Annotated in this window: 26 protein-coding genes, 1 tRNA gene and 1 other RNA gene; 12 read left to right on the forward strand and 16 right to left on the reverse strand. The window is 70.3% G+C overall.

Going from position 1 to position 25,380, the window contains the following annotated elements; all coding sequences use genetic code 11:
• Positions 1-35: 35 nt before the first annotated feature.
• Positions 36-2,585 (reverse strand): DUF4153 domain-containing protein, encoded by a 2,550-nt coding sequence (locus tag H9L21_RS00645; protein WP_154596100.1) that lies wholly within the window; start codon positions 2,583-2,585, stop codon positions 36-38.
• The gene (locus tag H9L21_RS00650) at positions 2,582-3,277 is read right to left on the reverse strand and encodes a response regulator transcription factor (protein ID WP_154596099.1); all 696 of its coding nucleotides are present in this window, start codon (positions 3,275-3,277) and stop codon (positions 2,582-2,584) included. Before H9L21_RS00650 ends, H9L21_RS00645 begins: the two co-directional genes overlap by 4 nt.
• Positions 3,278-3,401: 124 nt before the next feature.
• Between H9L21_RS00650 and ffs the strand changes: the two genes are divergently transcribed.
• Positions 3,402-3,498: signal recognition particle sRNA small type (gene ffs, locus H9L21_RS00655), an RNA gene on the forward strand.
• A gap of 3 nt (positions 3,499-3,501) precedes the next feature.
• Here the strand turns inward: ffs and H9L21_RS00660 are convergent.
• On the reverse strand, positions 3,502-4,266 hold the full coding sequence (locus H9L21_RS00660; protein ID WP_187411657.1) for a M14 family zinc carboxypeptidase: 765 nt from the start codon (positions 4,264-4,266) through the stop codon (positions 3,502-3,504).
• A gap of 144 nt (positions 4,267-4,410) precedes the next feature.
• Between H9L21_RS00660 and H9L21_RS00665 the strand changes: the two genes are divergently transcribed.
• Positions 4,411-4,713 carry a type II toxin-antitoxin system VapB family antitoxin gene (locus H9L21_RS00665; protein WP_187411658.1) on the forward strand — a complete coding sequence of 101 codons (303 nt, stop codon included), beginning with the start codon at positions 4,411-4,413 and terminating at the stop codon, positions 4,711-4,713.
• A complete protein-coding gene (locus H9L21_RS00670) occupies positions 4,710-5,225 on the forward strand; it encodes a LytR C-terminal domain-containing protein (protein ID WP_154596097.1) in 516 nt (171 codons plus the stop codon). The genes H9L21_RS00665 and H9L21_RS00670 overlap by 4 nt, the downstream gene beginning before the upstream one ends.
• A 1-nt stretch (position 5,226) precedes the next feature.
• Here the strand turns inward: H9L21_RS00670 and H9L21_RS00675 are convergent, their stop codons facing one another.
• Together H9L21_RS00675 and aroQ are read right to left on the reverse strand one after the other, a co-directional pair.
• The gene (locus tag H9L21_RS00675; RefSeq protein WP_187411659.1) at positions 5,227-6,732 is read right to left on the reverse strand and encodes a potassium/proton antiporter; all 1,506 of its coding nucleotides are present in this window, start codon (positions 6,730-6,732) and stop codon (positions 5,227-5,229) included.
• A gap of 32 nt (positions 6,733-6,764) precedes the next feature.
• Complete coding sequence (gene aroQ / locus H9L21_RS00680) at positions 6,765-7,211, reverse strand: type II 3-dehydroquinate dehydratase (protein ID WP_187411660.1); 447 nt, start codon at positions 7,209-7,211, stop codon at positions 6,765-6,767.
• Between the two features lie 121 nt (positions 7,212-7,332).
• Between aroQ and H9L21_RS00685 the strand changes: the two genes are divergently transcribed.
• Both H9L21_RS00685 and H9L21_RS00690 read left to right on the forward strand, forming a co-directional pair.
• Entirely contained in the window at positions 7,333-7,860 is a 528-nt protein-coding gene (locus H9L21_RS00685; RefSeq protein ID WP_154596096.1) for a flavodoxin domain-containing protein, read from the forward strand.
• A gap of 4 nt (positions 7,861-7,864) precedes the next feature.
• Entirely contained in the window at positions 7,865-8,737 is an 873-nt protein-coding gene (locus H9L21_RS00690) for an LLM class F420-dependent oxidoreductase (RefSeq protein WP_187411661.1), read from the forward strand.
• A 63-nt stretch (positions 8,738-8,800) separates the two neighbouring features.
• On the opposite strand, the gene H9L21_RS00695 is transcribed toward H9L21_RS00690, so the two are convergent.
• The 3 genes from H9L21_RS00695 to H9L21_RS00705 all read right to left on the reverse strand — a co-directional run bounded on the left by H9L21_RS00695 (position 8,801) and on the right by H9L21_RS00705 (position 10,357).
• Positions 8,801-9,478 (reverse strand): DUF6629 family protein, encoded by a 678-nt coding sequence (locus H9L21_RS00695; RefSeq protein ID WP_154596095.1) that lies wholly within the window; start codon positions 9,476-9,478, stop codon positions 8,801-8,803.
• Positions 9,479-9,546: 68 nt separating this feature from the next.
• On the reverse strand, positions 9,547-10,122 hold the full coding sequence (locus tag H9L21_RS00700; protein ID WP_154596094.1) for a hypothetical protein: 576 nt from the start codon (positions 10,120-10,122) through the stop codon (positions 9,547-9,549).
• Between the two features lie 145 nt (positions 10,123-10,267).
• Positions 10,268-10,357 (reverse strand) — tRNA-Ser (locus tag H9L21_RS00705).
• A gap of 76 nt (positions 10,358-10,433) precedes the next feature.
• Between H9L21_RS00705 and H9L21_RS00710 the strand changes: the two genes are divergently transcribed.
• On the forward strand, positions 10,434-11,402 hold the full coding sequence (locus H9L21_RS00710) for a YdcF family protein (protein ID WP_154596093.1): 969 nt from the start codon (positions 10,434-10,436) through the stop codon (positions 11,400-11,402).
• Positions 11,403-11,410: 8 nt separating this feature from the next.
• Here the strand turns inward: H9L21_RS00710 and H9L21_RS00715 are convergent, their stop codons facing one another.
• From H9L21_RS00715 to H9L21_RS00730, 4 genes are all read right to left on the reverse strand, one after another.
• Positions 11,411-12,010 carry a CE1759 family FMN reductase gene (locus H9L21_RS00715; RefSeq protein ID WP_154596092.1) on the reverse strand — a complete coding sequence of 200 codons (600 nt, stop codon included), beginning with the start codon at positions 12,008-12,010 and terminating at the stop codon, positions 11,411-11,413.
• On the reverse strand, positions 12,007-13,104 hold the full coding sequence (locus H9L21_RS00720; protein WP_154596400.1) for an LLM class flavin-dependent oxidoreductase: 1,098 nt from the start codon (positions 13,102-13,104) through the stop codon (positions 12,007-12,009). Before H9L21_RS00720 ends, H9L21_RS00715 begins: the two co-directional genes overlap by 4 nt.
• Positions 13,105-13,203: 99 nt before the next feature.
• Positions 13,204-13,626, reverse strand: a complete 423-nt coding sequence (tadA, locus tag H9L21_RS00725) for a tRNA adenosine(34) deaminase TadA (RefSeq protein WP_154596399.1) — start codon at positions 13,624-13,626, stop codon at positions 13,204-13,206.
• Between the two features lie 14 nt (positions 13,627-13,640).
• On the reverse strand, positions 13,641-14,102 hold the full coding sequence (locus tag H9L21_RS00730) for a tRNA adenosine deaminase-associated protein (protein WP_187411662.1): 462 nt from the start codon (positions 14,100-14,102) through the stop codon (positions 13,641-13,643).
• Between the two features lie 46 nt (positions 14,103-14,148).
• Here H9L21_RS00730 and upp point away from each other — a divergent pair, with 46 nt between their 5' ends.
• Both upp and H9L21_RS00740 read left to right on the forward strand, forming a co-directional pair.
• Positions 14,149-14,790 carry a uracil phosphoribosyltransferase gene (gene upp, locus H9L21_RS00735; protein WP_154596091.1) on the forward strand — a complete coding sequence of 214 codons (642 nt, stop codon included), beginning with the start codon at positions 14,149-14,151 and terminating at the stop codon, positions 14,788-14,790.
• Complete coding sequence (locus tag H9L21_RS00740) at positions 14,790-15,791, forward strand: adenosine deaminase (RefSeq protein WP_154596090.1); 1,002 nt, start codon at positions 14,790-14,792, stop codon at positions 15,789-15,791. Before upp ends, H9L21_RS00740 begins: the two co-directional genes overlap by 1 nt.
• A gap of 79 nt (positions 15,792-15,870) precedes the next feature.
• Here H9L21_RS00740 and pntB read toward each other — a convergent pair whose 3' ends face one another.
• Both pntB and H9L21_RS00750 read right to left on the reverse strand, forming a co-directional pair.
• Positions 15,871-17,259: a Re/Si-specific NAD(P)(+) transhydrogenase subunit beta gene (pntB, locus tag H9L21_RS00745; protein WP_187411663.1), complete on the reverse strand. Its 1,389-nt coding sequence runs from the start codon at positions 17,257-17,259 to the stop codon at positions 15,871-15,873.
• 11 nt (positions 17,260-17,270) lie between these two features.
• On the reverse strand, positions 17,271-18,809 hold the full coding sequence (locus H9L21_RS00750) for a Re/Si-specific NAD(P)(+) transhydrogenase subunit alpha (protein ID WP_222865896.1): 1,539 nt from the start codon (positions 18,807-18,809) through the stop codon (positions 17,271-17,273).
• A 172-nt stretch (positions 18,810-18,981) separates the two neighbouring features.
• Here H9L21_RS00750 and H9L21_RS00755 point away from each other — a divergent pair, with 172 nt between their 5' ends.
• Positions 18,982-19,872, forward strand: a complete 891-nt coding sequence (locus H9L21_RS00755; RefSeq protein WP_154596088.1) for an SDR family oxidoreductase — start codon at positions 18,982-18,984, stop codon at positions 19,870-19,872.
• A gap of 3 nt (positions 19,873-19,875) precedes the next feature.
• On the opposite strand, the gene H9L21_RS00760 is transcribed toward H9L21_RS00755, so the two are convergent.
• Complete coding sequence (locus H9L21_RS00760; protein WP_154596087.1) at positions 19,876-20,526, reverse strand: ACT domain-containing protein; 651 nt, start codon at positions 20,524-20,526, stop codon at positions 19,876-19,878.
• A gap of 87 nt (positions 20,527-20,613) precedes the next feature.
• Here H9L21_RS00760 and H9L21_RS15545 point away from each other — a divergent pair, with 87 nt between their 5' ends.
• Positions 20,614-21,336 (forward strand): DapH/DapD/GlmU-related protein, encoded by a 723-nt coding sequence (locus H9L21_RS15545; RefSeq protein ID WP_154596086.1) that lies wholly within the window; start codon positions 20,614-20,616, stop codon positions 21,334-21,336.
• Positions 21,337-21,353: 17 nt separating this feature from the next.
• A complete protein-coding gene (ku, locus tag H9L21_RS00770) occupies positions 21,354-22,181 on the forward strand; it encodes a non-homologous end joining protein Ku (protein WP_154596085.1) in 828 nt (275 codons plus the stop codon).
• A 3-nt stretch (positions 22,182-22,184) separates the two neighbouring features.
• Here ku and H9L21_RS00775 read toward each other — a convergent pair whose 3' ends face one another.
• Positions 22,185-22,916: a GAF and ANTAR domain-containing protein gene (locus H9L21_RS00775; RefSeq protein WP_255467491.1), complete on the reverse strand. Its 732-nt coding sequence runs from the start codon at positions 22,914-22,916 to the stop codon at positions 22,185-22,187.
• Between the two features lie 62 nt (positions 22,917-22,978).
• Here H9L21_RS00775 and H9L21_RS00780 point away from each other — a divergent pair, with 62 nt between their 5' ends.
• Complete coding sequence (locus H9L21_RS00780; RefSeq protein ID WP_154596083.1) at positions 22,979-25,360, forward strand: ATP-dependent DNA ligase; 2,382 nt, start codon at positions 22,979-22,981, stop codon at positions 25,358-25,360.
• The last annotated feature ends 20 nt before the right edge of the window (positions 25,361-25,380 follow it).

Consider the following 25,380-nt stretch of genomic DNA (forward strand, 5'->3'; position numbering starts at 1 on the left):
ACCGCGTCGCACCCGGCGAATCGGCCCCGTCCCGGTCAGTCGGCGGTCTGTCCCGGGCAGGGATCGTCGTACACCGCGTTGACACTCGCGGTGACGCCCAGGTGCTCGGCGCGGCTGCGACCGAGGTTCCACTCCAGCCAGCTCCCCGGGTCGGGCCGGACCGCCGTCAGCACGCAGTCGCGGTCGGCGCCGAGGCGCGACTCGAGGGTCGGCACCGCGTCGTCGGACAGCTGCGCCAGGAAGTACCAGTCGACCTTGCCGGTGGACTCGTAACGGTCGAGGTTGTGATCGGCGATCCAGGCGTCCGGGTTGATCGCGGCGATTCCCAGCAGCAGCACCACGCCGCTGAGCAGACCGAACCGCGGCAGCCAGGCCCCCCGCAGCCGCCAGCCGGCCGCGAGCGTCGCCAGCACCAGCAGGCCCAGCCAGCCCTCGAAGACGTCCACCAGCAGTCGCAGCTGGGTGAAGCCGTACGCCTCCTGGTAGAGCGACATCCGGTGGAGTGCCGACGCCACCACCAGCAGCGTCATCACGCACAGCAGGCCGAGGGCGCCGCGCAGCCAGGCTCGGTCGGCCGCCGTCTCGCGAGGAGCCTTGTGCGAGGCGGCCCAGACCACCAGCAGCGTCAACGCCGTGGCGACCGTCAGCTGGCCGAAGCCCTGGTGCACGTACTCGGCGTAGGTCAGCCCCGTGGTCCGCTCGAAGTAGGCGCGACCGCCGAAGATCGCCGCGGCCTGCGCCACCAGGAAGGCGATGAACACCGCGTCGATCACGAGCACCGGCACGAGCCACTCGAACCGCTTCGCCACGGGCCGGTTGTCCCACCGCACGGTCTCGACCTGCGGCGGATTCAGCGCGAGGTAGGCACCGGCCAGCGCGATCCCCGCGATCGCGACGGCCACGAACAGTCGCACGGCGAAGTCCGCCGAGCCGAGGTCGGGGACCAGCGCGCCGAACCACTCGGCGAACAGGGCGTCGGCGGACATGAACAGGGCGGCGAACACCACGACACCGAGGAGCGACCACAGGGCCGTGCGCAGGACGGCGATCCCGTTGCCGGTCCCGGTCAGCGTGCGCAGCGTGCGGCTCAGCCACGGCAGGCCGCGCAGTCCGGCGAGGGGCCAGGACATCGCGGAGAGGATGAACGTCGGGAGTCGGCGGGCGCCGGTGAGAGCCACGGTGGCGAGGCCGCCGCCGGCCATCAGGCACAGGATGACGATCCACTCGGCGTCGCGGATCACCGCGACCGAGGCCAGGGCCGTGCACAGCAGCGCGCAGGTGATCGTGAACGGCTCCCGTCGCCGCGGGCTCGCGAACAGCATCAGCAGCCCGGCCGCCATCAGCACGAGGAACGTGCCCAGGCCCAGGTCGTTGAAGGGCAGGGCGATGCCGGCCAGGACGCCCACCCCGAGCGCCCAGCCGAGCAGGCGCGGTCGTCCGGGCGTGCCGGGATCGGGCCAGAACCCGCCGAAGAGCGAGTCGGTCATGGACGGCAGCGGTGTCAGGGGTGGCTGCGGCGGCGGTGAGGCGGGCGTACGGGTCGGGGCCATGGGGATCTCCTTCGACGTGCCCGTCGGGACGGGGGACGGATGACGGGGGGCGGTGACCAGGACGCGGGCGCCGGTGCGTCCGGGCTCGGGATCGACGAAGCCGATCGACCCGCCGTGCAGGTCGGTCACCCAGCGGGCGATCGCGAGGCCCAGCCCGGTCCCACCGCCGCCCTCGGTCTCGGCGAGCGTGCCGAAGCGCTCGAAGGCGCGGTCACGTGACTCGGCCGGCACCCCCGGCCCCTCGTCGGCGACCTCGAGCCGCCAGTCGTCACCCGCCGCGGTGGCCTTCACCGTGACGGTTCCGCCGGCCGGGGAGTGCCGCAGGGCGTTGTCGACCAGGTTGGCCACGAGCTGGCGCAACCGCGCCGCGTCGGCCTCGACCACGAGGTCGGCAGGCTCGACGGTCACCGCGATCGTGACGTCGCGGTCGTCGTAGCGGAACTCGTCGGCCGCCGATTCGAGCAGCGCCGCGACCGCGACCGGTTCGGGCTCCATGGGTGCCGCGCCGGCGTCCAGCCGCGAGAGGTCGAGCAGATCGGACACCAGTGCCGAGAGCCGCTCGGCCTGGGCCAGGGCGCTGCGCAGGGCCGCGGGATCGGGCTCGCTCACCCCGTCGGCCAGGTTCTCCAGCAGGGCGCACATCGCGGTCAACGGCGTGCGCAGCTCGTGGCTGACGTTCGCGATGAGGTCGCGACGCTGCCGCTCGACCTGCTCCAGCTCGGCCGCCATCGCGTTGAACGCGCGGGCCAGGTCGCCGATCTCGTCGCGGGACGTGTCGGTGATCCGGGTGCGGTGCTCGCCGCGCGCCATCCGCGACGCGGCCACGGTCATCTGCCGCAACGGTGACGTCATCCCCGACGCGAGCAGCTGCGTGACGGCCAGGGCGAGCGTCACCGTCACCGGGCTGATGAGCCACATCGGGACGTCGTTGGCCGCGCCGAAGGTGGCCACGACGACGGCGACCGAGACGCTCGCGGCGACGAGCAGCCCCAGCTTGAACTTGACCGACCGGATCGGGTCCAGTGGGCCGCTCATCGCGGGGTCCCGACCTCGAGGGCGTACCCGACGCCGTGCACGGTGCGGATCCGGTCGGCGCCGATCTTGGCCCGCAGGCCCTTGACGTGGCTGTCGACGGTGCGGGTCCCGGACGCCTCGGCCCAACCCCACACCTCGGCGAGCAGCCGCTCGCGGGACAGGACGTCCCCGGGCGAACCGGCCAGGCACACCAACAGGTCGAACTCGGTGGGTGTCAGGTGGATCTCGTCCTGCGCGAGCCACACGCGCCGCGCCCCCACGTCGAGCCGCAGGTCGCCCCACGTGCGCACGGGCTCAGCAGGCGAGGACGCCAGCTCCGCGGCGCGGTCGACCCGGCGCAGCAGGGCGGCCACACGCGCCACCAGCTCCCTCATCCGGAACGGCTTGGTCAGGTAGTCGTCGGCACCGACCGCCAGCCCCACCAGCACGTCCGCCTCGTCGTCGCGGGCGGTGAGCATCAATACCGGGACCGGCCGGACGGCCTGGATCCGGCGGCACACCTCATGCCCGTCGAAGCCGGGCAGCATCACGTCGAGCACGACCAGATCGGGCTCGTGCTCCTCGAACGCCGCGACGGCGCCGGGGCCGTCCCACGCCCGCACGACCTCGTGTCCGTGGGCGGTCAGCCGGTCGGTCACGGCGGCCCCGATGGTCGGCTCGTCCTCGACGAGCAGGATGCGGCGTGCGGTCATGCCCCCAACCTAGGAGGCCCGATCGGCAGGATGCGGGGACGAATCGTGAAGATCCTGTGCAGGTCTGCGGGGCGCGGGTCCGCGGGGTCCGTCACGCGGCTGGAGCCTGACCCGTATATTGGTGTGCAGCCCCTCGCGTGGCGGCACATCACCCAACTCCCCCAGGGCAGGAATGCAGCAAGGGTCAGTGGTCCCTGCCGGGTACGCGAGGGGTCCTTGCGTTCCTAGGGGTGCACGCGTGCCGCGCGCATCAGGCCGCGGCTCGCGCCCTTCACGTACGCCGCACTGGGCTTGCGCCCGTACTCGACGGTGATCGCCGTCCCGTGCTTGGCGTAGTGGCGGTTGTACCAGCCGGTCAGCGTCGGCGAGGTGCCCTTGCCCTGCGAGACCCCGAAGTACTTGCGCTTGAGCTTGAGCTCCTTGGCCAGACGCTTCTCGAAGGCGACGTCCTTGCCGGCCTTGCCGATGCCCTTCAGCGGCTGGTGTAACGAGGTGATGTAGTCCGGCTTGTACTTCTTCAGGAACGCCATCATGGCGCGCGTCTCGCGCTCGCTGGCCTTCTTCGCGCCGCCGTACGTGCGTCCCTTCTTGCCCTTGATCCAGCCGCTCGTGGGCCAGTTCCGGTTGAGATCGACGCCGCGGGCGTTCGTGCGGGTCTTCCTCGCGGCGCCGTCGGGGTTCATCGTCGGGACGATCCACAACCCGGTGCCCGCCTTGGGCTTGACCCGCTTGATCGCGTGCAGCGCGGTCTTGCGGCCGGCCGGCTCGTCACCGTGCATCTGACCGAGGATCAACAGGACGCGCTTGGCGTTCGGGTGGCCCCGGTAGTAGCCGACGATGTTGCGCCCCTGGTGGCTCTTGCCGATCACGATCTTCTTCGTCACGTAGGTCGGCTCGGCCGCCTCGGCCGGGACGCTCACCAGTGCCGGTGCGAGCAGACCCACCGACAGGACGAGTCCCGTCGCGATCCGCGAAACCCCCGTGTACATCTGATCACCGCTTCTTCCTGGAGATGGACCTCCCGAGTCTCTCAGGTTCCCGCGCCGGCTGCCTGCGCTCCACCGCCCGGTGGCAGGACGCACCGGGGTTCGGACGGTGGCCCCGATTTGCGGCGAGCCCCTTAGACTGACGAGGTGACCTTTCGCCGCGTGGGGGACGGGCGACCGTACCCGGACCATGGACTGACCCAGCAGGACTGGGCTGCCATCGCGCCCACGCAGGTCCGTCTGGACGACCTCACCACCACGAAGAAGACGCTCGACCTCGAGACCCTGCTCGACAGCGACTCGACCTACTTCGGTGACCTGTTCGCGCACGTCGTCGGGTGGAAGGGCGAGCTGTTCCTCGAGGACGGACTGCACCGGGCCCTGCGTGCCGCGCTGCAGCAGCGCACCATGGTCCACGCCCGTGTCCACACGATCGGGAAGAACCAGTGAACAAGGCCGCACAGCGGTTGGTCGTCCTGGCCGCCGCGGGGATCTTCGTGATGGGCACGCTGCTGGGCATCAGGCTGTCGTTCGCCAGCCCCGAGCCGGTGTCGGAAGAGGCCGCCTGCGAGATCAAGAAGGTCGCGCGGGGCGAGGTCCTCAGCAGCAACCTCGTCATGGTCCACGTCTACAACTCGAGCCGGCGAACCGGTGCGGCGAACCGCGTCAAGATCAACCTGGAGCGGCGGGGCTTCCTCGGCGGTGTCGCGAAGAACAACCCCGGCAAGGTCCGGACCAAGAACGTCGCGATCCTCACCAACGAGCCCGACGACCCGCGTGTCCGCCTCGTGGCCGCGCAGTTCAAGGGCAAGGTCGAGCGGGTCCCGGCCGACTTCGAGACCGAGGACGGGATCTCGATCCTCATCGGCCCGAAGTACGCCGGCCTGAACAAGGACGCGAGCACCAAGATCGAGGCGGGTCGCGACGTGTCCGTCTGCGTCCCGGCCATCACGCTGCCGTAGCTCAGTCGCTGCGACGGGTGCGCGGATCCTGGTCCCACCCGGCCAGGCGGCCGTGGCGGGCGACGGAGCGCAGTCGCCGCTCGACCTGCTCGCGCAGATCGCGCGTGGTGACGATGAGCAGGTCGTCGCCGACCAGGATCCGCGAGGTGCGATGCGGCACGAACGTCGAGTCGTCGCGGACCACCATCGTGACCGAGGCGCCTCGGGGCAGGCGCAGCTCGCCCACCTCGACCCCCGCCAGTCGTGACGTCGGTGGCACGCGGATCTGCAGCAGGTCGGCCGAGACCCGCTCGAGCGGTGCGGCGTCGATCTCGACCTCGCGTCCCCGATCCGTCTCCACCCCGCACCAGCGCGCCAACCGGCCCAGTGGACCGGCCTGGATGATCGTGTAGACGACGACCGCGACGAACGTCGTGTTGAACAGGTCGATCGAGTGCGAGACGCCGTTGGCCAGCGGGATCGTGGCCAGCACGATCGGCACCGCGCCGCGCAGCCCGGCCCAGCTGATGAAGAGCTGCTCACGCCAGCCGACCCGGAACCAGGCGGTGCACGCGGCGACCGACGCCGGCCGGGCGACGAAGGTCAGCAGCGCGCCGATGCCGACGCCCGCGCCGATGTGCCAGGCCTGGATGTCGCTGGGGTGCACCAGCAGACCGAGCATGACGAACAGCCCGATCTGCGCCAGCCAGCCGATCCCCTCGACGAACGACCGCGTGGCCGAGCGGTGGGGGAGCTCGGTGTTGCCCAGCACGACGGCGGCGACGTAGACGGCCGCGAAGCCGCTGGCATGGATCGTCGCGGCCAGCGCGTAGGCCAGCACCGTCATGGCGAACACGACCAGCGGATACAGACCCGCGGCCGGCAGCGCGGCCCGCCGCAGCAGCTTGGCTCCGCCGGCTCCGACCAGCAGGCCCAGCAGGGCGCCGATCACGAGTTCGTAGACGACGAGGGCGAAGAACCCGGTCGCGCCGTAGTGGCCGATCTCGCCCACGCTGATCGCGGTGACGAGGACGACGATCGGGGCGTCGTTGAGTCCCGACTCGGCCTCGAGCACGCCCGAGACCCGCGACTTCAAGGGAACCGAGCGCAGCACCGAGAAGACAGCCGCGGCGTCCGTGGGGGACAGGACCGCGGCGATCAGGACGGCCAGCTCCCACTCGAGGCCGAAGATCCAGTGCGCTCCGGCGGCCACGATGATGACGCTGAGCGAGGTGCCCACCGTGGCCAGCAGGACGCCCAGGCCCAGCGAGGGGCGCATCTGGGACCAGTTCGTGGTCAGGCCGCCCTCGGCCAGGATCAGGATCAGCGCCGACAGGCCGAGCATGAGCGCCAGGTTCGCGTCGGCGAACTGCACGCCGGCCCCGTCGTACCCGATCAGGACGCCCAGGCCCAGGTACATCAGCAACGACGGCAGGCCCACGCCGACCGAGAGCCGCACGGCGAGCACCGCGAGGATCAGGACCCCGGATCCCACCAGCAGGATGACGTCGAGATCGTGCGCGCTCACGGCGTCGCCCTCCCTCGCATCAGCGGGTGATCCTAACGGCCGTCGATGTGGTCGATGAGTCGCTCGGTGGCCACGCGGTAGCCCGGCACGCCCTGGCCCACGACGTGCACGACGGCGACGTCGGCCACGTACGAGTGGTGCCGGAAGGGCTCGCGGGCCATCACGTCGGAGATGTGGATCTCGGCCACCGGCAGGGCCACGCCGGACAGCGCGTCGCGCAGGACGACCGAGGTGTGGGTCAGCCCGCCGGGGTTGATGACGATGCCGGCGCAGTCGTGGCGCGCCTCGTGGATGGCGTCGATCAGCACACCCTCGTGGTTGCTCTGGATCGCCCGGATCTCGTACCCGCGCGCCGTGGCGACCTCGGTGACGAGGGCCTCGACGTCGTCGAGCGTCTCGGCGCCGTAGATGTCGGGCTCGCGCGTGCCCAGCAGGTTGAGGTTGGGCCCGTTGACGAGCAGCAGCCGGCGCGTGGTCACGCGATCAACCTACCGTCGTGCCGATGTCGGGCCGGCGGGGTGGCGCGCGCCACGCCGTCGAGGAGCAGGTCGAGGGCTCGGTGCATCGCGGGGGAACCCCCTCGAGGCCTAACCTCGAGGTGTGGACATCCTGGTGGTGCATGCCTCCAAGTACGGATCCGCGAGGCGCTACGCCGAGTGGATCGCCGAAGCGCTGGACGCGCGCGTCGTGGCCTCCGACGAGGTCTCGCCCGACCACCTGGCCGAGCAGGACCTCGTGGTCTTCTGCGCCGCGATCTACGGGCCGCTGCTGCGCGACAGCGGCGTCCTCAAGGACGCGATGCAGATCGGCAGCTCGACCCGCTGGGTGCTCGTGACGGTGGGTCTGAGCGACCCGGACCTCTCCACGAAGCGCGACGAGCTGGTCGCCGCGAAGTTCGATCCCGCGCTGCGGGACCGGCTCGAGGTCTTCCATCTGCGCGGTGCGATGGACCGCGACCGGCTCAATGTCGTGGAACGCTCGATGATGGCCGGGGTGCGCAAGGCGCTGGCGGGGAAGCGCGCTCTCACGCCCGACGACCAGGCGATGCTGGAGGTCCTGAGCGACCCCGCCGTCGACCTGACGGATCGCGCGGCGATCGCGCCGATCGTGGAGTCGTGCCTACGCTGACGTCGTGCGATTCAGCGTTCACGTCTACGACTTCACCCTGCCCGGCGAGCCGGACACGCTCGGCCCGACCCTGGCCGAGACCGCTCGGACGGCCGAGCAGATCGGTGCCGACTCGGTCACCCTGATGGACCACTGGTTCCAGATGGAGAACGTCGGCCGGTCCGAGGACCCGATGCTCGAGGGCTACACGTCCCTGGGCTTCCTGGCCGGCGTCACCGAGCGGGTCAAGCTCGGCCTGCTCGTCACCGGCGTCACCTACCGCCACCCCGGGCTCCTGGCCAAGACGGTCACGACGCTCGACGTCCTGTCGGGCGGCCGGGCGATCCTGGGCCTCGGCGCCGCGTGGTACGAGCGCGAGCACCTGGCCCTGGGCGTGCCGTACCCGCCGCTCGGTGAGCGCTTCGAGCGACTCGAGGAGACGCTGCAGATCGTCCACCAGATGTGGAGCGACGACGACGGTCCGTACGAGGGCAAGCACTACCGGCTGGCCGAGACGATCTGCCAGCCCCAGCCGATCCAGCGGCCCCACCCGCCGATCGTGATCGGCGGCCAGGGCGAGAAGAAGACACTGCGCCTGGTCGCCCAGTACGGCGACGCGTGCAACCTCTTCCCGATCGGCGTCGACGGCATCAAGCACAAGCTCGAGGTCCTCGAACGCCACTGCGAGGACGTCGGTCGTGACCCCGCCGAGATCCGCCGCACGATGTTGCCGCCGGGCGACGCGGTCGCCGATCCCGACGCCTTCTTGTCCCAGCTCGAGCAGTACGCCGCCCTGGGCATCGAGACGGTCTCGGTCCAGCCCGAGGGCCCCGACCCGGTCCGCTGGGTCACCGAGTTCGGCGAGAAGGTCGCCCCGCGCCTGGCCGAGATCGGCTGACCCGACGCGCCGCACGCCGGATGCGGGTGCGCGCGGTGCCGCTCGTCGCGCTGATGCCGGGCTTCAGTGGACAGGCACCAGCGGCTGTCCGCGGAGCCGGTGCGGGTCGGGCAGGCGCCGCCGGCGATACATGTGCAGCAGCACCATCACCGACAGGAGAGCCGCGAGGACGCACCAGAGCGAGGCGAAGGCGTCGCGGTAGATGAGAGCGACCAGCGACAGCCCCACCAGGTTGAGCGCACCGAAGGCCACGATCGATGGGTAGCCCGACAACAGCGCCGGCCCCACCGTGGCAGCGATGTAGAGCACGGCCCAGAACATGCCGTGCTGGAGGTCGATCCGATACACGATGGCGTGGTCATGGCCCTCGACGACGAGCGGCCCGTTGAGCACGACATACGCCAGGTGGGCCGAGACCACCAGGCCGAGAGCGACGAACGGCGCCACCCGCAGCCGTGCGCCTTTCGGCTCGAGCAGGAGTACGGCGAGGGGTACCAAGGTCGGTAACACGGGGAAGGCGAAGAGCACGTAGGCCGTCGCCGCGGCTTGCATGACGCCTGCCGAGACGTGACCCTCCAGCCCCGCCCAGACGAGCGCCTCGGTGAGCTGATGGAGGGCGAACAGGAGCGGAAGGGCAGCGAACGGCACCTCCCGCACGTGCCGAACCTCGCGAAGGGACAGGGCGGCCACGGGGAGGAGTGCGACGCCTGCGACCACGTCGGCCTCGATCGAGAAACACATGCGAGACCCCCCTCCCGTGGACTGTCAGCCTACGTTCTGCCGGCTCCAGCGGCGAGCGGACCGAGTTCTCAGAGGAACGGGACGCGGGGCTCCTCGTACCGGTAGGCCCACGCGCTTCCCGTCCAGAGTTCGAGCTGGCCCGGGCGGTTCGGGGAGGGATAGTGGCCGGGCGGCAGCACCGACCAGTCGGGCTCGACGACCACGGAGCCGTCGTCCGCGAGTCGCCACAGGCCCCGCAGGTCCCAGGGTGCGCCGCGCATGCGGCTCGCCGGGAACCGGTACTCGGGGTCGCGGCTGAACAGAGCGACCATGTAGTCGACCCGGCAGTATCCCGCGCCGATCTCGTCCCACATGACGTGCCGGACCCGAACGAACATCCTCACGATGATGGCGAGCGCCAACGCGGTGACGAGGCCGAGGAGCCACGGTGGCGCGGGGGTGGCGTTGGCGAGAAGCAAGACCACGAGCAACAGGCTGAAGGTCGTCGCGACGATGGCCAGCAGTAGGCGACGGGAGTTCGTCGTCACCGTCGGCGGCGGGTCGGCCGGGGTCCGAGGGGTCAGGCCGAGCTCGACGGCGCGGTCGAATCCCGGCACGGTCCGCGGGTCGCGGGTGACCGCCTCGGAGAGCCAGGTCTCGCGCAATCGTCTACTCCTCGTACGGTGTCAGCAACGTATCCCGTCGACGGTGACCCACGGGGCCGAATCCAGCCGGATGCGTCGTCGCGGGCGACGGGGGACATGACAGAACCCCCGCCGGGCTCGCGCTCGACGGGGGTCCTGGTGATGCTGGCGGTGGCGGTGGGATTTGAACCCACGGTGGGCGTGAACCCACACACGCTTTCGAGGCGTGCTCCTTAGGCCGCTCGGACACGCCACCGCCGAGGAGTTTACGGCAGTCACCCCGGTCCGACCCAATCGGGGCGGAACGGGCCGCTCGCCCCTAGGGTCGGGGCGTGGTCTGGACGCTCGTGGCGCTGCTCGCGGTGGCCTCCGCGGCGGTCGCGTGGCGCGAGCCGCGGAGCCTCTCGGTCGGGGTCCTCGCGCTCCTCGCCGCGGGCGCGTCGGTGCTGGCGGTCGCCGGACCGGGTGGCGTGCTGGCCGCGCTGCTTCTCGCGCTGGCGTCCCTGGCGACGTTCAGCGTCCTGAGCGGGCTGACGATGCGTCGCCAGCCGGGCCAGGCCCGCGTCGGGCGGGTCGCGGTGGCGCTGGGAGTGGTCGCGCTCGGTTACTGCGCGGCCGTCCTGGGGGCCTGGGTTGGGGCGGCGGACGACCTGGTCGGCTGGCTCTTCGTGCTGGGCACGCCGGCGTTCTACGTCGCCTCCCTCTTCGTGGCGTTCGTCGGCTACGGCGCCGTCTACGGCCGCATCGTGCGCCGGTGGGCCCGTCCCGTGGACGTCGTGATCGTGCTCGGCGCCGGGCTCCACGGCGACCGGGTCAGCCAGGTGCTGGCGTCCCGGCTCGACCGCGCACGCGTCGCGCTGGAGCGCTCGCGGTCCCGCGGTCGCGACACGCACGTCATCTGCTCCGGGGGACAGGGCCCCGACGAGACGGTGCCCGAGGCCGTCGCGATGGCTCGGTACCTCGTGGACCGCGGCGTCGACGAGGCGCTCGTCCGCCGCGAGGACCGGTCGACGTCGACGGACGAGAACCTGCGGTTCAGTGCCGAGATCGCCGCGCACCACGGGCTCGAGCAGGGCCGGTTCGCCGTCGTGACCAACGACTTCCACGCCTTCCGCGCGGCGATGCTGATGCGGGACGCCGGGCTGGCCGGCCACGGCCTCGGCGCCTCGACCGGGCCGCGACTGTGGGCGGCCGCGGTGCTGCGCGAGTTCACCGCCGTGCTGTGGGAGCAGCGGCTCGTCCACGGAGCCGTCGCCGCGGTGCTCACGGGTGCCGCGGCCGTCGTGGCCGCGACACCCTGAGGCACGGATCAGTCTGGCTGGCTGATCGAGAGCATCGTCTCGCTGAACAGATCGATCTCGTCGTTCTTCGACCGGCCGGACCCCTGACCTCCGAGCAGGCTGGTCAGCTCGCCGGCGGCGCGCTCGATCCGGCTCTGCAGCGTGCCCTCGCCGGAGGATCCCCAGTCGTGCGGGCTCGCGAAGACCCCGGTCGGCACGACCACCGCCTGCAGGTAGGCGAACAGCGGTCGCAGCGCGAAGTCGATCACCATCGAGTGCCGCGCCGTGCCACCCGTCGCCCCCAGCAGGACGACCTTGCCGATCAGCGCGTCGTTGTCGAGCGCGTCGATGAACGACTTGAACAAGCCGGGGTACGACGCCTTGAACGTCGGGACGACGACGATCAGCGCGTCGGCCTCACCGACCTGGTCGTACACGTGCTGCAGTCGGGGCGCGGCGAACCCGGTGAGGGCCGCATCGGTGATCTCGTGCGCCAGCTCACGCAGGTTGACGACCTCGATGCTGGCGCCGCCGAGGGCGGTGCCAGCCGCCGCGGCGAGCCGGTCGGCCAGCAGGCGCGTGGTCGACGGCTCGCCGACGCCCGACGACAGGGCGACGATGCGGGTCATGCGGACACCTCCTCGGCGAGCGCGGCGTCACGCGCGGCGACGCGCGCGGCGTGGGTGGGAGCGTCAGGCACGTTCGCCGGCCGCCGCGCGTCGAACTCGGCGCGCATGGTGGGCAGGATCTCGCCGAGCAGGTCGAGCTGCTCGAGGACCGTCTTGAGCGGCAGTCCGGCATGGTCGACGAGGAACATCTGGCGCTGGTAGTCGCCGAAGTAGTCGGCGAACGCCAGGGTGCGCTCCAGGACCTGCTGCGGGCTGCCGACCGTGAGGGGCGTCTGCTCGGTGAAGTCCTCCATGCTCGGGCCGTGCCCGTAGACCGGCGCGTTGTCGAAGTACGGCCGGAACTCGTTGACCGCGTCCTGGCTGTTCTTGCGCATGAAGAACTGACCGCCGAGGCCGACGATCGCCTGCTCCGCCGTGCCGTGCCCGTAGTGGGCGTAGCGCTGGCGGTAGAAGTTGATCAGCCGGATGTAGTGCTCCTTCGGCCAGAAGATGTTGTTGGCGAAGTATCCGTCGCCGTAGAACGCGGCCAGCTCGGCGACCTCGGGGGTGCGGATCGAGCCGTGCCAGACGAACGGCGCCACCCCGTCGAGCGGAGCGGGCGTCGCCGTGAAGCCCTGCAGCGGCGTGCGGAACTTGCCCTCCCAGTTGACGACCGGCTCGGACCAGAGCCGGCGCAGCAGCTGGTAGTTCTCGATCGTCAGCTCGACGGCCTTGCTGATGTCCTTGCCGAACCACGGGTAGACCGGGGGCGTGTTGCCGCGGCCGAGCATGAGGTCCATGCGGCCGTCCACGAGGTGCTGCAGCGTGGCGTAGTCCTCCGCGATCTTGACCGGGTCGTTCGTGGTGATGAGCGTGGTCGAGGTCGACAAGATGATGCGCTCGGTCTGCGCGCCGATGTACGCCAGCGTCGTCGTCGGGCTCGAGGGAACGAAGGGCGGGTTGTGGTGCTCGCCCGTGGCGAACACGTCGAGGCCCACTTCCTCGGCCTTCTTCGCGATCGCGACCGTGTTCTTGATGCGCTCGTGCTCGCTCGGCGTGGTGCCGTTCGTGGGGTCGGTCGTGACGTCGCCGACGGTGAAGATGCCGATCTGCATGCTGCTCATGGGTCCAGTCTCCCAGAAGATAGTTAAAGATTCAACTAGTAGAACGCGCACGGGCCCGGGGTATTCCCCGAAGGGGTGCGGGGGAAACCGTCAGCGCCCGAAGAACGAGCGCAGCAGCACGGAGGACTCGGGAGCGAGCACCTCGGGAACGACCTCCGGCCGGTGGTTCAAGCGGCGGTCCCGCACGACGTCCCACAGCGAGCCGACGGCCCCGGCCTTGTCGTCCCAGGCCCCGAAGACGAGGCGGTCGACGCGCGCGGCCACGAGCGCGCCGGCGCACATCGTGCACGGCTCGAGGGAGACGACCAGCGTGCAGCCGTCGAGGCGCCAGCGACCCAGGCGACGGGCCGCCTCGCGCAGTGCCACGACCTCCGCATGACCCGTGGGGTCGGCGTCGCGCTCGCGGACGTTGCGGCCCTCGCCGATGATCGAGCCGTCGTGCACCACCACCGCGCCCACGGGAACGTCGCCACCGGCCGCCGCTTCGCGTGCCAGCTCGAGCGCCCGCTGCATGAACGGGACCCAGGTCACCCGACGATCGCCTCGAACTGGTCGCCGAAGCCGAGCTTGTCGGCCACGTACGCGAGCGCCTCGTCGGGGAACAGGTCATCGTCGTCGCACAGCAGCCCCAGCTCGACCGACGCGAGGCCCAGGTCGCTGACGATCTCGAGATCGCCGACCGGCACGGGCTCCTCGTCGCCGTCGGGTGCGTCGACCGCCTCGGCCAGGTCCACCGCGAGCGACCAGTCCCACGCCGCGGTGGCATCCGAGAGCAGGGCGCGCACGTGGTCGCCGCTGCGGCGCACGATGACGAAGAAGTCGTCGTTGACCGACGCCAGGCCGAGCACGCCGACGTCGGAGGGGAACCGCGCGAGGGCGCCGGTGAACGCCTCGAAGTCCTCGCCCAGGCGCGCCGGGAGTTCGACCACGGTCCACGCACCGTCGTCGCGGTACGCGGCGATCACGAAGTCCACATCGTCCTCGGCCACCCTGCGATGGTGACAGACGTCCACGTGCGGCCGCTACCCTCGACCCATGCGTGTCCACGTCGCCGACCACCCCCTCATCTCCCACAAGCTCTCGGTCCTGCGAGACGCGGGAACCGACTCCCCGACCTTCCGTCGGCTCACCGAGGAGCTCGTCACGCTGCTGGCGTACGAGGCCACGCGCGAGGTCAGCGTCGAGCCGATCGAGGTGACCACGCCGCTCACCACGACCCACGGTGTCCGCCTCACCAGCCCCGGTCCGCTGGTCGTCCCGATCCTGCGCGCGGGCCTGGGCATGCTCGAGGGGATGCAGCGCCTGCTGCCCACGGCCGAGGTCGGCTTCCTGGGCATGATCCGCAACGAGGAGACCCTCGAGGCCGAGACCTACACCGAGCGCCTCCCGGACCGGCTCGACGGCCGCCAGTGCTACGTCCTGGACCCGATGCTGGCCACCGGCGGCACGCTGGCGATGGCGATCGACTTCCTCGTCCGGCGCGGCGCCAAGGAGATCACGGCGATCACCCTGCTGTCGGCCCCCGAGGGCATCGAGCGGCTCGAGCGGGACACGGCCCACATCGACGTGCCGATCCAGCTCTTCAGCGCCGGTCTGGACGAGCGCCTCGACGAGAACGGCTACATCGTGCCGGGCCTGGGCGATGCCGGGGATCGGCTGTACGGCGTCGTCGACTGATGCAGGACTTCGTCGCGGCGCTGCCGAAGGCGGAGCTGCACGTCCACCACGTGGGCTCGGCCGCGCCGGACACGGTGGCGCGGCTGGCGGCCCGGCACCCGGACTCGCCCGTGCCGTCCGACCCCGAGGCGCTGGCCGAGTACTTCACCTTCACCGACTTCGCGCACTTCATCGAGGTCTACCTCTCGGTCGTCGACCTGCTGCGCACGCCCGAGGACATCTGGATCCTGACGCACGAGGTCGGTCGCGACCTGGCGGCCCAGAACGTCCGGTACGCCGAGCTGACGATGACGCCGTACACGTCGATCGCGCGGGGGATCGCCGCCGAGGCGTACGTCGAGGCGATCGAGGACGCGCGGCGGGCCGTCGAGCGCGACTTCGGCACGGCGCTGCAATGGATCTTCGACATCCCGGGTGAGTCCGGGCTGCCGGCGGCGGACGTCACCCTCGACACCGCGCTGCGCCTGCAGCCCGATGCCCTGGTGGGCTTCGGTCTGGGCGGGCCCGAGATCGGCGTGCCCCGGCCGCAGTTCGCCCCCCACTTCGCGGCGGCACGTGCCGCCGGCCTGCACAGCGTGCCGCACGCCGGGGAGTCGACCGGCCCGCAGTCGATCTGGGACAGCATCGACGAGCTCGGCGCCGAGCGCATCGGGCACGGCATCGCGGCAGCGCAGGACCCGGCCCTCCTGGAGCGCCTCGCCGCCGACGGGATCGTGCTGGAGGTGTGCCCGACGTCGAACGTGTGCACGCGCTCGGTGCCCTCGCTGGAGGAGCACCCGCTGCCGTCCCTCGTCGAGGCCGGGGTGACCGTCACGATCAACTCCGACGATCCGCCGATGTTCGGCACGACGCTCAACGCCGAGTACGAGATCGCCGCGGAGTTGCTGGGGCTGGACGAGGCCGGACTCCGGGCGCTGGCGACCGCTGCGGTCGACGCGAGCTTCGCGCCCGAGGACCTCAAGTCCTGGCTGCGCTCCGAGATCGAGGCCGCAAGCGCGTGAAATGCAGCGATGCGTACCTTTTCCGGGCGGAAAGGGTACGCATCGCCACACATCTGGCCCGCCGGAGGCGGGACGTGCGTCAGAGGGCCTTGATGATGTCCTCGACGCGGTCCTTGGCGTCGCCGAACAGCATCTGGCTGTTCTCGCGGAAGAACAGCGGGTTCTGGACGCCCGCGTAGCCGGCGGCCATCGAGCGCTTGAACACGATGACGTTCTTGGCCTCCCACACGTGCAGGACCGGCATGCCCGCGATGGGCGAGGTCGGGTCCTCGGAGGCGGCCGGGTTGACCGTGTCGTTCGCGCCGATGACCAGCACGACGTCGGTCTCGGCGAGGTCGTCGTTGATCTCGTCCATCTCCAGGACGATGTCGTACGGGACCTTGGCCTCGGCGAGCAACACGTTCATGTGCCCGGGCAGGCGACCGGCGACGGGGTGGATGCCGAAGCGGACGTCGACGCCCTTCTCGCGCAGGATGCTGGTCAGGCCGGCGACCGGGTACTGGGCCTGGGCGACGGCCATGCCGTAGCCGGGGGTGATGACGACGGACTTGGCGTCCGACAGCATCTCGGCGACGGCCTCGGCGGTGATCTCGCGGTGTTCGCCGTAGTCGGTGTCGTCGGACGGTCCGGCCTCGATGCCGAAGCCGCCGGCGATCACGGAGATGAACGAGCGGTTCATCGCCTTGCACATGATGTAGGACAGGTAGGCACCCGAGGAGCCCACGAGGGCGCCGGTGATGATCAGCAGGTCGTTGCCGAGCAGGAAGCCCGACGCGGCCGCGGCCCAACCGGAGTAGCTGTTGAGCATCGACACGACGACGGGCATGTCGCCGCCGCCGATCGAGGCCACGAGGTGCCAGCCCAGGGCGAGCGCGACGATCGTGACGGCGATCAGCAGCACCAGGGACGGGTTGATGACGAACGCGATCGTCAAGATGAGGAACAGCGCGAGCGCACCGAGGTTGATCCAGTTCTTGCCCGGGAGCACGAGCGGCGCGCTCTTCATCCGGGCGCTCAGCTTGAGGAACGCCACGATCGAGCCGGTGAGGGTGACCGCACCGATGAACACGCCGATGAAGATCTCGGCGTTGTGGATGTCCTCGAGCGACTGGGTCGCGAAGTCGCCGTGCGCGAGGTAGCCGTTCCAGCCCACCAGCACGGCGGCCAGGCCGACGAACGAGTGCAGCAGGGCGATCAGCTCGGGCATGCCCGTCATCTCGACGAGCTTGGCGCGCCACAGGCCGATCGCGGCACCGATCACCATGGCGACGATCAGCAGCGCCAGGCCGATGCCGGGCTCGGAGTCGACGACGAGGATGAACGTCGCGACGAGCGCGATGGCCATGCCCGAGATGCCGAAGGCGACACCGCGGCGGGCCGTCTCGTGCTTGCTCAGGCCGGCGAGGCTGAGGATGAACAGCAGTGCCGCGACGAGGTACGCGGCATTGGCCAAGGAGGAGGCAGTCACGGATCAGCCCTTCACTTCGAGAACATGCTGAGCATGCGTCGGGTCACGGCGAAACCGCCGAAGACGTTGATGCTGGCGACGAGAACGGCGACGAAGGCCAGGGCGCGGATCACCGCGTCGGAATCGCCGATCTGGAGCATGGCGCCGACCACGATGATGCCGCTGATGGCGTTGGTGACGCTCATCAACGGGGTGTGCAGCGCGTGGTGGACGTTGCCGATCACGTAGTAGCCGATCACGATCGACAGCGCCAGCACGGTGAAGTGCTGGGGCAGCTGTCCGGGCGCGTTCGCCAGGACCCACAAGAACGCGAGCACGCCGACGGCGATCGCGCCGATCTTGACCGCGGGGTTGACGGGCTTCTTGGGCTCGGGAGCCGGGGCCGGCTCGGCGGCCGCCACGGGCGCCGGAGCAGCCGAGACCTGGACCGGCGGCGGGGGCCACGTCTTCTCGCCGTCGCGCACGACGGTGACGCCACGTTGGACGACGTCGTCGAAGTCCAGGACGATCTGGCCGTCCTTGCCCGGCGTCAGCAACTTCATCAGGTTGACCAGGTTGGTGCCGTACAGCTGCGAGGCCTGGGTGGGCAGCCGGCCCGCGAGGTCGGTGTAGCCCAGGATCGTGACGCCGTTGTCGGTGACGACCTTCTGGCCGGCGACCGAGCCCTCGACGTTGCCGCCCTGCGCCGCGGCCATGTCGACGATGACGCTGCCGGGCTTCATGGTGGCCACGTCGGCGGCGGTGATCAGGCGGGGCGCGGGGCGGCCCGGGATCAGGGCGGTCGTCACGATGATGTCGACGTCGGCGGCCTGCTCGGAGTAGAGCTCGGCGGCCCGCTTGTCGTAGGCCTCGCTGGTGGCCTTGGCGTAGCCGTCGGTGGAGACCTCCTTGTCCTCGTCGGGCACGACGACCTCGAGGTACTCGCCACCGATCGACTTGACCTGGTCGGCGACCTCGGGACGGGGGTCGGTGGCACGGACGATCGCGCCGAGGCTGGAGGCGGCGCCGATCGCGGCGAGGCCGGCCACGCCGGCGCCGGCGACCAGGACCTTGGCCGGCGGGACCTTGCCCGCGGCGGTGACCTGGCCGGTGAAGAAGCGGCCGAACTCGTTGGCGGCCTCGATCACCGCGCGGTAGCCGGCGATGTTGGCCATCGACGACAGCACGTCCATCGACTGCGCGCGCGAGATGCGCGGCACCGCGTCCATCGCCAGGACCGTGATGGGACGCGACGCCAGCGTCTCGACCAGCTTCGGGTTCAGGCCGGGGCTGATCATGCTGATCAGCGTCGCGCCGTCGAGCATGAGGGCGATCTCGATCTCGGTGGGGGCGTTGACCTTGAAGATCACGTCGCTGGCCCAGGTGTCCGGCTTGTCGCTGATGGTCGCGCCGGCGGCTTCGTAGGCTGCATCGGTGAAGCTCGAGGCCTCGCCGGCGCCGTGCTCGACGGTGACGAGGTAACCGAGGTCGATCAGCTGCTTCACGGTCGCCGGCGTCGCGGCGACACGAGTCTCACCGGGGGCGGATTCCTTGACGACGCCGATCCGCATCGAGCCGAGCTCGGGTGGAGGGGTGCTCATCCCGCAGAGGATAGCCCGCCCGGATTCCCCCTCGGCCATGAGGTGGGTCACATGGACACCGTGCGCCACGATCCACCCGGTGGCGGACCGGATGTGACATTGCGGGTGACACATTCCACATACCGGCGGTATCTTGACGGGCATGTCCTCTCTGAAGCCCCAGCACTTCGCCGGCAAGGTCGCCCTGATCACCGGAGCGGCCCGCGGTATCGGTGCCGCCGTCGCCCGCGCCTACGTCGCCCATGGCGGGCGGGTCGCGCTCGTCGGCCTCGAACCGGACCTGCTGGCGTCGCTCAGCGACGAGTTGGGCGAGTCGGCCGCCTGGTGGGAGGCCGACGTCCGCAACAGCGAGGACGTCCGGGACGCGATCGACGCCGCGGCCGCCTACTTCGGCCGTCTCGACCACGTCGTCGCCAACGCGGGCATCGCCTCGTACGGCACCGTGCGCCAGATCGAGGACCAGGCCTTCGAGCGCGTCATCGACGTGAACCTCAACGGGGTCTTCCGCACGGCCAAGTACGCCATTCCGCACCTGGAGCGCACGAAGGGCTATCTCCTGGTCGTCTCGTCGCTGGCGGCCTTCTCCAACATCGCCGGCCTGAGCGCGTACGCCGCCAGCAAGGCCGGCAACGAGGCCCTCGGGATCGCGCTGCGCCAGGAGGTCGCCCACCTGGGCATCAAGGTCGGCCTGTGCCACCCCTCGTGGATCGACACCGACATCGTCCGCAACGCCGAGGCCGACCTGCCGTCCTTCAAGGCGATCCGGACCAAGCTGCCCTACCCGGCCAACACGACCACGGACGTCGAGACCTGCGCCGAGAAGATCCTCATCGGCCTGGCGAAACGCAAGAGCCGCGTCTACGTGCCGAAGGCCGTCCTGCTGGCGAACTGGACCAAGGCGTTCGTGAACTCGCCGGCCACCACGCCCTACGTGCGGCTGCTGACCCGCAAGACGGTGCCGGCCATGGAGGCCGAGGTGGAGGCCCTGGGCCGCTTCCACCACGCCCACACGCCGGTCACCGACCAGAAGTAGCAGTCAGTCGTCGTCGGTCTGGACCGACGCGGCCAGCGACACCATGTGGCCGATCCGGGCGATCTCCGAGGCCAGGAACTCGGGTCCGCCGTGGCGCCCGACGGCGACGAAGAACCGGGTGCCCGCACGCGTCACGGCGGGCGACCCCGCGAGGACCGTGGAGTCCCAGGCGGACACCTCGGGCAGCGGGCTCGCGTGCTCGACCGACAGCCACTCGTCGCACTCGGGGACGATCTTCGGGGCGGCGGACGACCCGTGCAGCAACTGCGCACCGTCCGGGCCGGGGCCGATCGCGAGCGCCCAGTCGGTGCGGAACGTCGACGGGATGACCTCGATGAGCCGGGCGATGGACAGGTCGGGCTCGTTGGTGAACGCCTCGACGGCCTCGAGGTCCATGCTGAGGTTGGCCCCTGCGTTGTAGCGGCTGATCCAGTGGACATGGACGCCCTCGAGGCCCTGACACGCCGTGATCAGCGCATCGGGCATGACCGTGTGGGGCAGCTCGAGGAGCACGTCGTCGACCGCGACGCCGTCGGGCCGGTGCTCGACGATCTCGATCGCCTCGATGTCGGCTCCGGCGCTACCGAGAGCCGTCGCGAGTGCGCCGAGGGAGCCCGGGACGTCGGGAAGCTCCACGCGCAGCAGAAACGCCATGACGGTCATTGTTCCGTGTCCGGGTTGCGGGGAGGTAACACGGGCACTGGCGCGTCCCCGGTCCGTCGAAGCCCTAGGCTGGCGATCGTGGTCGAGCACGCGCGCGGAACCGAGGGATTGCGAGTCGTCGGGTCGTCCCAGTTGCTGGCCGAGCCACCCATCCGCATGTTGGGCGATCTGCTGGTCCGCGGCGGCGTGACCCGGGTCGGTGCGTTCACGAGCCTGGCCCACGGCATCGAGTCGCAGTCGGCCACGATCGGTCGCTACTGCGAGTTCGCGCCCGACGTCCTGATCGGCGCGACCGGGCATCCGCTGACCTGGCTGGGGGTCAACTCCTTCCAGTACAAGAAGGCGACCTGGGGCTGGCACCCGTCGGCCGACCGATCCGAGGTGATCGACCCCGAGGCCGGTGGACGCCCCTCGTTCCGTGGTGAGCCGTCCGTCGTCGGCAACGACGTGTGGATCGGCGCCAAGGTCGTGATCCTGCGCGGAGTGACCATCGGCGACGGGGCCGTCGTGGCGGCCGGCGCGGTGGTGGCCGACGACGTCGCCCCGTACTCGATCGTGGGGGGAGTGCCTGCCCGACCGATCCGCGACCGGGTCGATCCGCAGACCCGCGAGCGGCTGCAGGAGCTGGCGTGGTGGCGGTTCTCGCCCAATCAGCTGGCCGGGGTGACGTTCGACGATCTGCCGCGCGCGCTCGACCAGTTGGACGAGCGCGTTCCGGACCTCGAACCGTACGAGCCGGGCTTCGTCCCCATCGAGCGGCCCGTGGCCACCGGGTCCAAGCGCTCGCGCTGGCGGCGCTGAGGGCCGATACTGGCCAGATGCGAGCCATCTGGAAGGGCGCGATCAGTTTCGGGCTGGTCCACGTGCCGGTGAAGGTCTACTCCGCCACCGAGAGCCACGACGTGTCGCTGCACCAGGTCCACGACGAGGACGGCGGCCGCATCCGCTACGAGCGCCGGTGCGAGATCTGCAAGGAGATCGTCGCCTACAAGCACATCGACAAGGCCTTCGACGACGGCGAGAAGACGATCGTCCTGACCGACGAGGACCTCAAGTCGCTGCCCGCCGAGCGCAGCCACGAGATCGACGTCGTCGAGTTCGTGCCCGATGACCAGATCGACGTGCTGCGGCTGGGCAATCCGTACTTCCTGGAGCCGGAGGAGAAGGCGCTCAAGCCCTACTCGTTGCTGCGCCAGGCGCTCGAGGAGACCGAGCGCACGGCCGTCGTCACCTTCGCCCTGCGCCAGCGCACCCGGCTGGGCGCATTGCGCGTGCGCGACAACGTGCTCGTGCTGCAGACGCTGCTGTGGGACGACGAGGTCCGCACCGCCGACTTCCCGGTCCTGGAGAACACGGCGAAGGTGACGCAGAAGGAGCTGGCGATGGCCGGGCAGCTGATCGAGTCGCTCGCCGGCGACTTCGACGCGAGCCAGTTCACCGACGACTACCAGGAACAGCTGAAGACCCTGATCGAAGCCAAGCAGAAGGCCGGCGAGGGCATCGACAGCGAGGCGACCTTCGGTGTCCAGGAGGACGAGGGCGCCGAGGTCGTCGACCTGATGGAGGCGTTGCGCCGCAGTGTCGAGGCGCGCAAGGGCGACGAGAAGCCCAAGAAGAAGCCGGCGAAGAAGAAGTCGTCGGCCTGACGGTCAGGTGGGCTGCGTGTCGCCGCTCGGCTGAGCCGGTATCTCGACCTTGACCGCGTGGGGGAAGTCGGTCACGGGGAGCTTGCGGTTCTCGACGACCCAGGTCGCGACGGCGTGCAGCTTCTGGTTGTGGTTCTGCGAGTAGCGCCGCAATACCTCGAACGCCCGGTCGGACTCGATGTCGAAGCGCTCCATCAAGATGCCCTGCGCCTGGCCGATGATCTTGCGCGCGTCGATCGCGGTCAGCAGACCCTGCTCCTGATGGGCGTTGGCCAGGGCGACCGAGGCGTGACGGGCGAAGATCGTCGCCGTGGCCAAGTCGTTCGAGTCGAACGCGTCCGGGCGGTCGGCGTACAGATTGAGCGAGCCGTAGCGCCGCTCGCGCGTCTCCAGCAGCACGCTCATGGCGCTGTGGATCCCCAGGTCGGCGACGGCAGGGCCCCACGCGGGCCAGCGTGCGTCGGTCTGGACGTCGTTGGACACGAAGCTGCCGCCGGACTCCAGGGCGTCCAGGCACGGACCCTCGTCGAGTTCGTGCTGCAACTGGTGTGACTCGACGACCCGGTCCGAGGTCGAGGCGGCAGTCTCGATCTTGGTGCGGTTGTGCACCAGCATGATGCCGGCGTCGTTGCAGTCGGCTGCGACTTTCGCATACTCGGTGATGAGGTCGACGGTCTTCGCCGTCGTGCGCTGCTGATGGAGGTCAAGAGCGACTTCGGAGAAGAAATCGGGCACGTTCAAGGCCGCTCCTTCACAATGTCTGAAGTATCAAGTCTACGGTGCAGGGGGTTCGCGAGATGCCACGGACCGCGCCCCAGACCGTCTCGGTCGACGGACGCCTGCTGCGACTCACCAACAGCGACAAGGTCATCTATCCCGCCACCGGGACGACGAAGGCCGACGTCATCGCGTACTACGTCGCGGTCGCGCCATGGCTGCTGCCGCACCTGGCAGGCCGCCCGGTGACGCGCAAGCGCTGGGTCAACGGGACCGGCAGTGAGGAACAGGTCTTCTTCGAGAAGAACCTGCCCGACTCCGCGCCCTCGTGGATCCGGCGGGTCACGATCAAGCACCGGTCGCACACGAACACCTATCCGATCTTCGAGTCGGTCGCCGATCTCGCGTGGGCGGGGCAGGTGGCCGCGCTCGAGCTGCACGTCCCGCAGTGGCGGGTCGACGCCACCGGCGTGGCCCAGAATCCCGATCGCCTCGTGATCGATCTCGACCCCGGCCCGGGAACCGGCCTGCCGGAGTGCGTCGAGATCGCCCATGCGGCCCGCGAGCTGCTCGCCGACGTCGGCCTGGAGTGCGTGCCCGTCACCAGTGGCAGCAAGGGCATCCACCTGTACGCGCCGCTGGACGGCCAGCACGACTCCGACTACGTGAACGCCTTCGCCAAGCAGGTCGCCCAGGCGCTCGAGGGCGTCATGCCCGAGCTCGTCGTCAGTGACATGTCCAAGGTCAAGCGCCAGGGCAAGGTCCTGGTCGACTGGAGCCAGAACAACGGCAACAAGACGACGATCTCGCCGTATTCGCTGCGTGGCCGTGCCGAGCCCACCGTCGCCGTCCCGCGCGACTGGGACGAGCTCGACGAGAATCTGCGTCACCTGACCCTCGATGAGGTGCCCGCCCGGCTGGCCGAGCGCGGCGACCCGATGGCCGCGCTGGCGGCGCCGATGACCGACCGGCTCGCGACCTACCGCTCGATGCGCGATGCGACCAAGACGCCTGAGCCGGTTCCGGACTCGGTCGTCCGCGGGCGCACCGGCGACCCGATCTTCGTCATCCAGGAGCATCACGCCAGTCGTCTGCACTGGGACTTCCGGCTGGAGCGTGATGGCGTGCTGGTCTCGTGGGCGCTGCCGAAGGGCGTGCCCGAGTCGTCCACGGGCAACCACCTGGCGGTGCAGACCGAGGACCATCCGCTGGAGTACGCCACGTTCGCCGGCGACATCCCGAAGGGCGAGTACGGCGCCGGGCACGTCACGATCTGGGACCACGGGCACTACGACCTCGAGAAGTGGAACGACCATGAGGTCATCGCGACCCTGCACGGCACCCGCGACGGTGGACTCGGCGGATCGAAGCGGCTCGCGCTGATCAAGACCGGCGAGAACTGGCTGATCCACCTGATGAAGGAGCAGAACGAGCCCGCCCCGCAGAAGAAGGCGAGGTCGAAGCCGCCCGAGGAGGCCGCGCGCTCGGGGTTCGTCCCGCCGATGCTGGCGGTGCTGGCCGGCGCCAGGGACGCCTCGGGCGACGAGTGGGCCTACGAGCTGAAGTGGGACGGCATCCGGTGCCTCGCCGTGGTCGGTGGCGAGAAGGTGCGGCTGTTCTCGCGCAACCACAACGACGTGAGCGCCAGCTACCCCGAGGTCGTCGAGGAGTTGGCGAGCCTGGGTCTGGACGCCGTGCTCGATGGCGAGATCGTGGCCTTCGACGAGTCCGGCGTGCCCAGTTTCGGTCGCCTGCAGCAGCGCATGGGCGTCACCAAGGCCGCCGACGTCGAGCGACTCCGGCGCACGGTGTCCACGCGGCTGCTGGTGTTCGACCTGATCGAGCACGACGGCACGTCCCTGCGGGACCAGACCTACGACGACCGCCGCGTGGCACTGGAGGACCTGGACCTCACCGGCGACGTGGTCCAGGTGCCGCCGGCCCATGGCGGCTCACTCGACGAGGCGGTCACGCTCAGTCGTCGCCACAAGCTGGAGGGCGTCGTCGCGAAACGGCGCAAGGCCCCGTACGAGCCCGGGGCGCGGTCGACGGACTGGCTGAAGATCAAGAACCAGGAGGCCCAGGAGGTCGTCGTCGGCGGCTGGCGCCCCAGCAAGGGTGGCCGTGGGATCGGCTCGTTGCTGCTCGGTGTGCCCGTCGAGGGAGGCCTGCGGTACCTCGGCAGGGTCGGCACCGGCTTCACGGAGGACGAGCGCCTGCGCCTGCGCCGGCTCCTGGACCCGCTGACCCGCAAGACGTCGCCATTCGTCGACGAGGTCGAGACTGCGGCGTCGCGTGACGCGACGTGGGTGACGCCGAAGGTCGTGGGCGAGGTCGTCTACGGCGACTGGTCGCCCGCCGGGCACCTGCGCCACGCCAGCTGGCGGGGGCTGCGGCCCGACAAGGAGGCCGCCGAGGTCGTGCTCGAAGGTTCTTCCGAGGTGCGTACGACTCCGTCGTGAGCCACGATGGGACTCCGACG

This window comes from Aeromicrobium senzhongii, from assembly GCF_014334735.1.
GTDB classification, from domain to species: domain Bacteria; phylum Actinomycetota; class Actinomycetes; order Propionibacteriales; family Nocardioidaceae; genus Aeromicrobium; species Aeromicrobium senzhongii.

What these genes read in the sequence shown, in the direction of transcription:
- H9L21_RS00645 (WP_154596100.1), bottom strand. Translation starts at nt 2,585, where the DNA reads ATGAGCGGCCCACTGGACCCGATCCGGTCGGTCAAGTTCAAGCTGGGG.
- H9L21_RS00650 (WP_154596099.1), bottom strand. Translation starts at nt 3,277, where the DNA reads ATGACCGCACGCCGCATCCTGCTCGTCGAGGACGAGCCGACCATCGGG.
- H9L21_RS00660 (WP_187411657.1), bottom strand. Translation starts at nt 4,266, where the DNA reads ATGTACACGGGGGTTTCGCGGATCGCGACGGGACTCGTCCTGTCGGTG.
- H9L21_RS00695 (WP_154596095.1), bottom strand. Translation starts at nt 9,478, where the DNA reads ATGTGTTTCTCGATCGAGGCCGACGTGGTCGCAGGCGTCGCACTCCTC.
- H9L21_RS00715 (WP_154596092.1), bottom strand. Translation starts at nt 12,010, where the DNA reads ATGACCCGCATCGTCGCCCTGTCGTCGGGCGTCGGCGAGCCGTCGACC.
- H9L21_RS00720 (WP_154596400.1), bottom strand. Translation starts at nt 13,104, where the DNA reads ATGCAGATCGGCATCTTCACCGTCGGCGACGTCACGACCGACCCCACG.
- tadA (WP_154596399.1), bottom strand. Translation starts at nt 13,626, where the DNA reads ATGCAGCGGGCGCTCGAGCTGGCACGCGAAGCGGCGGCCGGTGGCGAC.
- upp (WP_154596091.1), top strand. Translation starts at nt 14,149, where the DNA reads ATGCGTGTCCACGTCGCCGACCACCCCCTCATCTCCCACAAGCTCTCG.
- H9L21_RS00740 (WP_154596090.1), top strand. Translation starts at nt 14,790, where the DNA reads ATGCAGGACTTCGTCGCGGCGCTGCCGAAGGCGGAGCTGCACGTCCAC.
- H9L21_RS00750 (WP_222865896.1), bottom strand. Translation starts at nt 18,809, where the DNA reads ATGCGGATCGGCGTCGTCAAGGAATCCGCCCCCGGTGAGACTCGTGTC.
- H9L21_RS00755 (WP_154596088.1), top strand. Translation starts at nt 18,982, where the DNA reads ATGTCCTCTCTGAAGCCCCAGCACTTCGCCGGCAAGGTCGCCCTGATC.
- H9L21_RS00760 (WP_154596087.1), bottom strand. Translation starts at nt 20,526, where the DNA reads ATGGCGTTTCTGCTGCGCGTGGAGCTTCCCGACGTCCCGGGCTCCCTC.
- ku (WP_154596085.1), top strand. Translation starts at nt 21,354, where the DNA reads ATGCGAGCCATCTGGAAGGGCGCGATCAGTTTCGGGCTGGTCCACGTG.
- H9L21_RS00780 (WP_154596083.1), top strand. Translation starts at nt 22,979, where the DNA reads ATGCCACGGACCGCGCCCCAGACCGTCTCGGTCGACGGACGCCTGCTG.